The organism is Bacillota bacterium, from assembly GCA_012839765.1.
Taxonomy (GTDB): Bacteria; Bacillota; Limnochordia; order DUMW01; family DUMW01; genus DUMW01.
Map to the genome: position 1 here is coordinate 1 of DUMW01000095.1, position 7,294 is coordinate 7,294.

General features: G+C 48.3%; 5 protein-coding genes. 4 read left to right on the forward strand and 1 reads right to left on the reverse strand.

Annotation, left to right across the window (positions count from 1 at the left end; translation table 11 throughout):
- Positions 1-110: 110 nt before the first annotated feature.
- On the forward strand, positions 111-263 hold the full coding sequence (locus GXX57_09590) for a hypothetical protein (protein ID HHV44899.1): 153 nt from the start codon (positions 111-113) through the stop codon (positions 261-263).
- Between the two features lie 15 nt (positions 264-278).
- Positions 279-965, forward strand: coding sequence for a Crp/Fnr family transcriptional regulator (locus GXX57_09595; protein ID HHV44900.1), 687 nt, complete (start codon positions 279-281; stop codon positions 963-965).
- A 503-nt stretch (positions 966-1,468) separates the two neighbouring features.
- Here the strand turns inward: GXX57_09595 and GXX57_09600 are convergent.
- A complete protein-coding gene (locus tag GXX57_09600; protein HHV44901.1) occupies positions 1,469-2,779 on the reverse strand; it encodes a hypothetical protein in 1,311 nt (436 codons plus the stop codon).
- A gap of 526 nt (positions 2,780-3,305) precedes the next feature.
- Between GXX57_09600 and GXX57_09605 the strand changes: the two genes are divergently transcribed.
- Both GXX57_09605 and GXX57_09610 read left to right on the forward strand, forming a co-directional pair.
- Positions 3,306-6,062 carry a hypothetical protein gene (locus GXX57_09605; GenBank protein ID HHV44902.1) on the forward strand — a complete coding sequence of 919 codons (2,757 nt, stop codon included), beginning with the start codon at positions 3,306-3,308 and terminating at the stop codon, positions 6,060-6,062.
- 357 nt (positions 6,063-6,419) lie between these two features.
- Positions 6,420-6,833 (forward strand): hypothetical protein, encoded by a 414-nt coding sequence (locus tag GXX57_09610; GenBank protein ID HHV44903.1) that lies wholly within the window; start codon positions 6,420-6,422, stop codon positions 6,831-6,833.
- Positions 6,834-7,294 lie beyond the last annotated feature (461 nt).

Here is a 7,294-nt window from a genome sequence, read left to right on the forward strand (position 1 = left end):
ACACGGTGAGACTACTGCCAAAGGAGCTTGGCACGCCAGATGAAATATTGGAACGATATGGGATCGAACGGTCAACTTAGCACACGTTCTTTCTTTTTTTCCCTGGGCTTATGTCAAAACCCCAGGTGGTGGGAGTTTTGTTAGCAGGTGTATTGCTGAAGACGGTGAATATGTCCATAGGGATGTTAGTCCATGAGGGTTCGGTGTTGGCGGTAATCCTCAATGCGATGCGGCTACTACGATATGGCAAAGCCATTAGCTGAACGGGTGAACCAAGAATGCGGTGCAATCATTGTGAAGAGCATGCCAGTTGTATCGAGCATGTCCCGATTTTTTCCAGCTTGAACGATGAGGAAAGGCTGGAAATAGCCCAGATTGCCTCCTCGCGCCACTACCGGAAGGGCGAAATGGTGTATCGAGCCGGTGAGGCGAGCGGCACATTATTCGTTCTGTATACAGGTAAGGTGAAGCTGTTTCGAATCAATACCAACGGAAAAGAACAGGTGCTCCGTGTGGTACAACCGGGGGAGTTCATTGGAGAGCTCTCCCTATTTTCTTCTTTACCTCTAACCGACAATGCCCAAGTAATAGAAGATTGCATCATGTGTGTTGTAGAGGGCTCCAAACTTAAGAAATTGATGGTGAAATATCCGTCGATCACTTTTAAGGTGATGGATGAACTAGCCCGCAGGCTAGAAGAGGCGGAGAACAGGATTGAGATTATCAGCCTAAGTTCCACTACCCAGCGGCTAGCTCAAGCTCTGTTGGAATTATCCGGAGGGGGAGAGGAGATCATTTTGCCCATGACAAAGGGCGACCTTGCTTCTCAGCTGGGTATGAGCCAGGAAACCCTAAGCCGGAAGCTTACGGCACTGCAAGAGGAAGGCTTATTTGAGCTTAAGGGCCATCGGAAGATAGTGATCAAGGACAGATCACGATTGGAGGAAATTAGTCTAGCCGACTGAAGATCCAAAGGGTATTCCGGAACGTCCTCGAGTTGCTAGGAGTCTGTCCTACTGCGTAGAGAACCCACTTGTGTTTTGTAACAGACCATGGAGTTATGGACGGGAGATCTTTGCTTTTTCCCTTTTTTGAAGGGAGTCTTGGCACAAAGCAGGAAACACAAATGTGTGCCAGCTGTTGGTGGAACTACTATGCAGACTGTTGCGAGGGTTTAGCTCCTACTCGTTGCTGGTACTGTTACATAACACAATCAGATCTTGTGTTATCGCACGGAGCTTCCATCAGACCATACGGTCTTATAATCGGAAAGAGAAAGGGTCAAATGGAGTGGGAAGTGACATGTGCTAGCTTCTGCGGGTTCCTAAATAGATTGAATAAGCATCGTTTTCCTAGGTAAAGCTCCGAAAAACATGGAGTTTTACAATAATTGGAATATTTGGCAAGGGATAATTAGGTGAGTCCACTGCAAAAGTGATTTTTATGCTTACTGTGAACAACCCAAGGCTCAAAATTCACTGCCTTGTATATCGCCCCCCTTATCAATCAAGCGCATTGTCTCAGTGAGTGCCTCTGCTGAAGGGACTTCCACATCTGGGATTAACGGTAGATCTCGTTTGGATACGTCTGGTCTTAGAAATCTCTTGTAGGATATGGTAAATGCCAGCCCTGCATTCGGCGTCTGAAAATACAATACGTCGCCATAGCACGAGGGCATGTTACCTGGGGTTTCACCGATTACTTTACCCAGAGCATTGTCCGAGATTAGCACCGCAAAATCCATCGCTGCGCTGAAGGTATCCGGGCCAGTCAGCACATATACATCTCCCATGTAATTCGGCTCTAGCTTTTGGTTAATCTGCCGTCTCGGCTTGTTTTTCCAGATAATCGGGCCTTGACGTACCTCGGTGGTCATGGTCAAATAGCTTTGTGCGGGAAGGTAGCGGACGAATTCATTCGCGACCATAGAATTGCCACCTGGGTTGCCTCTCAAATCTACAATTATGTTGCGGATGTCATGATCCCGAACCGCCGTAAAGAATGCCAGAAGTATAGTCCTATACTCCTCGTTGTATACACAGCGGCGCAAGGAAAAAATACCCACACCGGTAGACAAATCCAGCACATACTCAAAATCCGGCTCTGTTCTACCTGTACTGTCAACGGGGCTTTCATGCAACTGAAAAGTTGCGGTTATCTGGTCACCATTCTTTGCGTCGGCTAACACGAGCGGGATTTCCCCCTGTGTATCCACGTCAAGAAAAGATAGGTATGGACCGCGGTTCAAACTTGAAGCAAAGGAGTGTCTGGCCCATGCCTCCAGTTCATAGGAAAACTGCTTAAGGAAACGTTGATAGAGATCGGTGACAGTAATTCCTCCGATCTGAACCACAGCATAGCCATCGTATTCGTTTCCCACGCAGTAAAGTGTATCTTGCTCCCATCTAAAGGTGAAGGGCAGACGTTTCTCGTCCAAATATTTGACCCCCACGGAGGTGTGGGCATCGCCTAGACTAGCGAGCAGGCGTGCCGCGCTTTGCCATAGAGATAGAACTGACACCTCTGGAAGCGAGGTTAATCTCATGCGTTCGCGCTCATATTCAACTTGCACCTCATCAGGAAGGCCCTGAAGACAAGCAGGGTGGCGCTCTTTTAAGCGATTCACGATATAGTCAAAATCCTCAACCGCATAGGAACTAGATAACACAGTTTCAAGACTATCCGAGGGGCGAAACGCCGACACTGTACCACGATAAGGGTTGAGCCAAAGCTGCCATGCTCCAAAGAGGGCACCTCCGCCGAGTGCCAGAACGGACAAGGCGGTTAGGATACGCCGAATCCCTTTCGTACTCATTCTCCATCACCATCCAAGCTCAGGTGGTTTTTGTTTCCATTACGCTATTTTAGATTTCGAGATCTCTGTCCTTTATCCTGTAGGGATGTAGCTCATGATGGGTCTTCCTTCAAGGCGCATCCACTTATAGGTAAAAAAGGCCGTGCCGGGGCGTGGCTACTTCAAAGGAGAATAGAATTTTTCTGTCGAAAAACTACATTGGCAGAATTTCGGCAATAGATCCCATAGCGGAGGATGGTTGAGCCACATGAATTACCTTCATCGGATGGCACGGGTGCTAGCTTTTGTAGCAGTAGTTATTACAATGCTCTCGAATTCATCGCAGAGTTCCCCGGAATTGCGTGTGGAGCAAACTGGTAGCAGATTCTATGCTGGAGAAGGGTATATGGAGATAATGGGGTCCATGGCCTTTATGCATCTTAAGGGCAGTCCCTATGAGATGGGGCTTCAACATGGAACTCTGCTTACATATTTATATCCCGAAGAGTACTTGCTGGAAATGAAAGCTGACCTCGATCCATTGAACAGTCAGGTCTCAGGGGTTGAGCGGCTCGTTCAGGGTTTTAAGAAATTCTACTTTCAGTACAAGATGGCTCCCTGGATTCGGCGAAACATCCCGGAGGACTTAAACCAAGAACTCGAGGGTATTGTTTCTGGAGTCAGTGGGGGCGAAGACACCGATCCCATGGAAGTTATTATGGGCAATGTGTCGCAGGATTTGGCTATGACCTTTGGCTGTACTTCCATAGTTGCTTTCGGTGAGGCAACAGCCAGTGGCTCCTTGTACCATGCCCGCAACCTCGACAATCTATCCATGATGGATTGGGCGCGATATGGTTATGTGGTGGTTTATGAGCCGGATCAAGGGTATCCATTTATTACCCATATATACCCGACTCATGCAGGTACCATGCAGGCCATGAACAACCAAGGAATTACTGTCTCCATAAATTATTCCTTAGCGGAGCAGGCGGACAATTCACTCGATGGTATGGCCATGGTGTTTCTGATGCGTCAAATTGTTCAATATGCATCAACTCTAGAAGAAGCCATCGAGATTGTCCTTGGCACACCGCGAACCTTCGGGATGAATATCGTGATTTCGGATAGCAAGATTCCTGATGCATTGGTATTGGAGGTCGATGCAAACCGTTATGCCATCAGGAGAGCCAAGGGAGGAGTGCTTTTTGCGGCTAACCGGTACAACACCGAGTATATGCAGCCGTTTCAGGCCTCGGGTTGGCTGTCTTCTGCGCGTCGTGAAGAGCGGCTCGATCAGTTCTTTTCCGACCATTACGGCGATATTCGTGTGGAATCCATGGTAGAACTGCTACGGGATCGGGGCAAGCCGGGCAGTGCCGAATATGAAGGGCTCCTAGACGGAATCAACAACGCTGGCTCCTTGTTAAGTTGTGTATTTTCGCCCGAGGAGCAGATGATGTGGATTTCCATTCCTGATCAAGGGCGTGGATCCCCAGATGCCGAATTCTATGCCTTTAGCCTTGCCGGAGCTTTAGCGGGCGAGGAGCCGGCATGCTTTTCTCGGAATGTTCAGCCCACGAAAGAGGATCCCAATCTTCTCAACTGGCTGCTTGTCCGTGAAGCAACACTTGCCTATTCCCAGAATCAATTGGCTGCCACCCTAGACTATCTTGATCAGCTTGATCCTGAGTTTACTGATGCCGAAGCGGTATTGAGCCTAAGAGGCCATACTCATCTGCGGCTGGGAAATCAGGCGCAGGCCCAACGCTACTTTCAGATCTTAGCAGAAAGACCCCATGTTGCTGAACCTTTCCATCGGTTAGAAGCTTTGGCCATTCTCGGGTCTTTGCATGACAATGTAGGGGACCGCGCTGCCGCAGAGAAGAGCTATCAAGCTGCTTTGGAGGTAGAGGTTGACGATTTAGCTGGCAATATGGCCTTTTACCGACAGCTGGCTGGGGTAGGCCGGCAAAAGCCAGTCTATGTAGAGTCTTCCGGCTATTCGTACTATTTTACGACTAGAGATAGTGCCATTGCTTGGTTCCTTAAGGCTCCCCAGGTTATTCCGAACCAAGATGCGGTCGATTTGTACAGCCAGTATGAAGGTATGCAGATTGCCAATGTTCGAATTATCGGGGCCCACGGGACAAATGAAGGGTTAGTGTCGCGGATTGTCCGGCTTGAACCGGGTTCACTGTTTAATGCTTCCCAGTTTGCATCGGGGAAGCGACGCCTCGATGCCATTGGAGCTCTGGATCGGGTGCAAATGTACGTAATTCCTGTCAAGGAAAATGCCGTGGATATCGTTGTGCGGATCAGTGAAGGATTTGGCTTCTACTTGGATCCCGTTCAATTCGTGATAGAGAACATCCTGAACCTTTCCCAAAAAACGATCGCCCTGCGGTACTACAATGTGGCAGGAACATTGGCGTCTATCGGTGGGGAATACAGTTTTGGGCCAAGCCATCGCAAAGCGGTCCAGCTAACATTTCCCTTGGGGCCCTGGCCGACCACCATGCGTTATCAGTCACATACAACGAACACCGAGCTTTGTTGGGGCGAACACGAGGGAAGTCAATACAGTCTTGAGCGAAAGGACACTTCCGTCAGCAGTAATGTGCCGGTGGGGCAACATAGTGCTGTAGGTTTCGCCTTGGGATATTCACAGAGCTACCTTATTGACATCGGTACAACCACAGGCTTAGTTGTACCTAGCGGTGAGTATGTGACCCTAGCCACAACGCTCCAAACAGGTTTACCTGGCACGACCACCTGGACCCAAGGAGGGACTTCCGTGCAGGTTGGTGCTACTGTTCTAGCGAATAGGCAAGACTTGGCCGAGAAGTTTATCAGCTGGCACATAAAAGCTAGGAATCTGTCCTATTTGGGGGAAGGTTTTGTTGCTCGTGTAGAAATCAATGGGGCATGGACCCAAAGTGGGACTCCCTTTGATCGCAGACCTCGTTTGGGTGGTAACGGACAACTAGGTGCGGATTCTCCCATGTTTGTGGGGGAGATGAATTTGTATTCTAAGCTGGAAATACAGCGATACTTCACACACGCCCTAGTAGCTGATATCAATTATGAGGTGGCCAAGGTTTGGGAAGATGCAACTAACCGAGAACGAAGTAATGTGCTTCATAGCATCGGTGTGGGTTTAACCTATCAAACGCCTATAGGCTTACAGGTTCGGGCACATTACAGTAAGAATCTGACCTTAGAAGGTGTACACAGCTTTTGTATTGGCATTGTTAATCCCATTTAGACAGGGTCCATTCACAGTTTTGAAGGGGTCTATAGAATTTTTTCACTATGAACCTATACCGGCGAAAGGTGAGTTAACAGAACTTGGCGAATTATCTCACGTGAATGGACATCGTTAGTCGAGTTGGTGCAGATGGACTAAAATTAAGGGAGTGGCAGCATGTCAAGCACTTTAGGCAGACTATTTAACGGTTTGTATCAAGTTGGCGCGGTTAAGAGAACTATCATCATTTGGCTCCTACTCCAGTCTCTGCTCTGGGTGTTTTTTGCAGTAGGATATCTGGTAGAGCCTAGCTCGTGGGTAAATGTGCAGACAGTAGCGCCTACCAGTGCCGCAGTTGGCGGGGTGGCCACCACTGTGGGATATATCGTTTTAAGAAACGCTATCGTGCTACTGCTAATCGGTGCAGGCAATTTATTCGTTCGTTTTGGTGTAGTTACCCCTGGTCTGTTAGTACTAGTTGTTCAAGGAGCTACAATCGGTTGGGTAGCTGGGACTAATAGCTTTGAGGTTCCGTTTACTAGTGTGGCGGCAGCAAACATGCAGTATTTACGAATTGGTTTATGGGAGACAAGTGCTTACGCCATATTCTGTGCAGTGACTCTCACCAAATCGTTGCTTGTGGCTGATAGTTTCCCCGCTAAGGAGTGGGCAGAAAAGCATACTTTGCGATCCCTGAGGTTTTCCGGTACAGAAAAAGCACTAGGTCTGTTAGCATTCCTATTCCTTATTGGAGCGGCATTGATAGAGGCATTATATCTAGCGAGCTAAGGGCAACCAATAGATCGCGGACTTGCCTTATGCCTCGGGCGGTCGAGAACAGTTTGAGCTTGAGGGGAGCAGAAGGAACGCCAGTAAAGTGGTTCCCCTCAAGAAGCCTGGAACACTCGAAGAGGATTGCTAGAGGCAATAGACAAGTACTCATGTTGTTGGGCGATGTAGTGTTCTAGATTGCTGGATCATCGGGGAGTCTGTTATGCTAACCGTTGTTTTTTGCAGGAGTATGTATACCAGACTATGTTTGTGTAAGGGCATTGGTTAGTCAACTCCCAATGGGTGTGGTCTTGAAATATATGTGATTTGTCCAGAAGCTTATTAACATGGACTACCTAAGGGCCCCGCAATGAGTTTGGAGAAACCCTTTGCACTATGATAGTATTGAGTCAGGGAGGGTTTCCAAATGAAGTCACGCCAGTATTCTGATGAGTTCAAGGAGAAGATCATTCAAGAGT

Excerpts from the sequence above, each read along its gene's own strand:
- GXX57_09590 (HHV44899.1), top strand. The coding sequence starts at position 111 with ATGTCAAAACCCCAGGTGGTGGGAGTTTTGTTAGCAGGTGTATTGCTG.
- GXX57_09595 (HHV44900.1), top strand. The coding sequence starts at position 279 with ATGCGGTGCAATCATTGTGAAGAGCATGCCAGTTGTATCGAGCATGTC.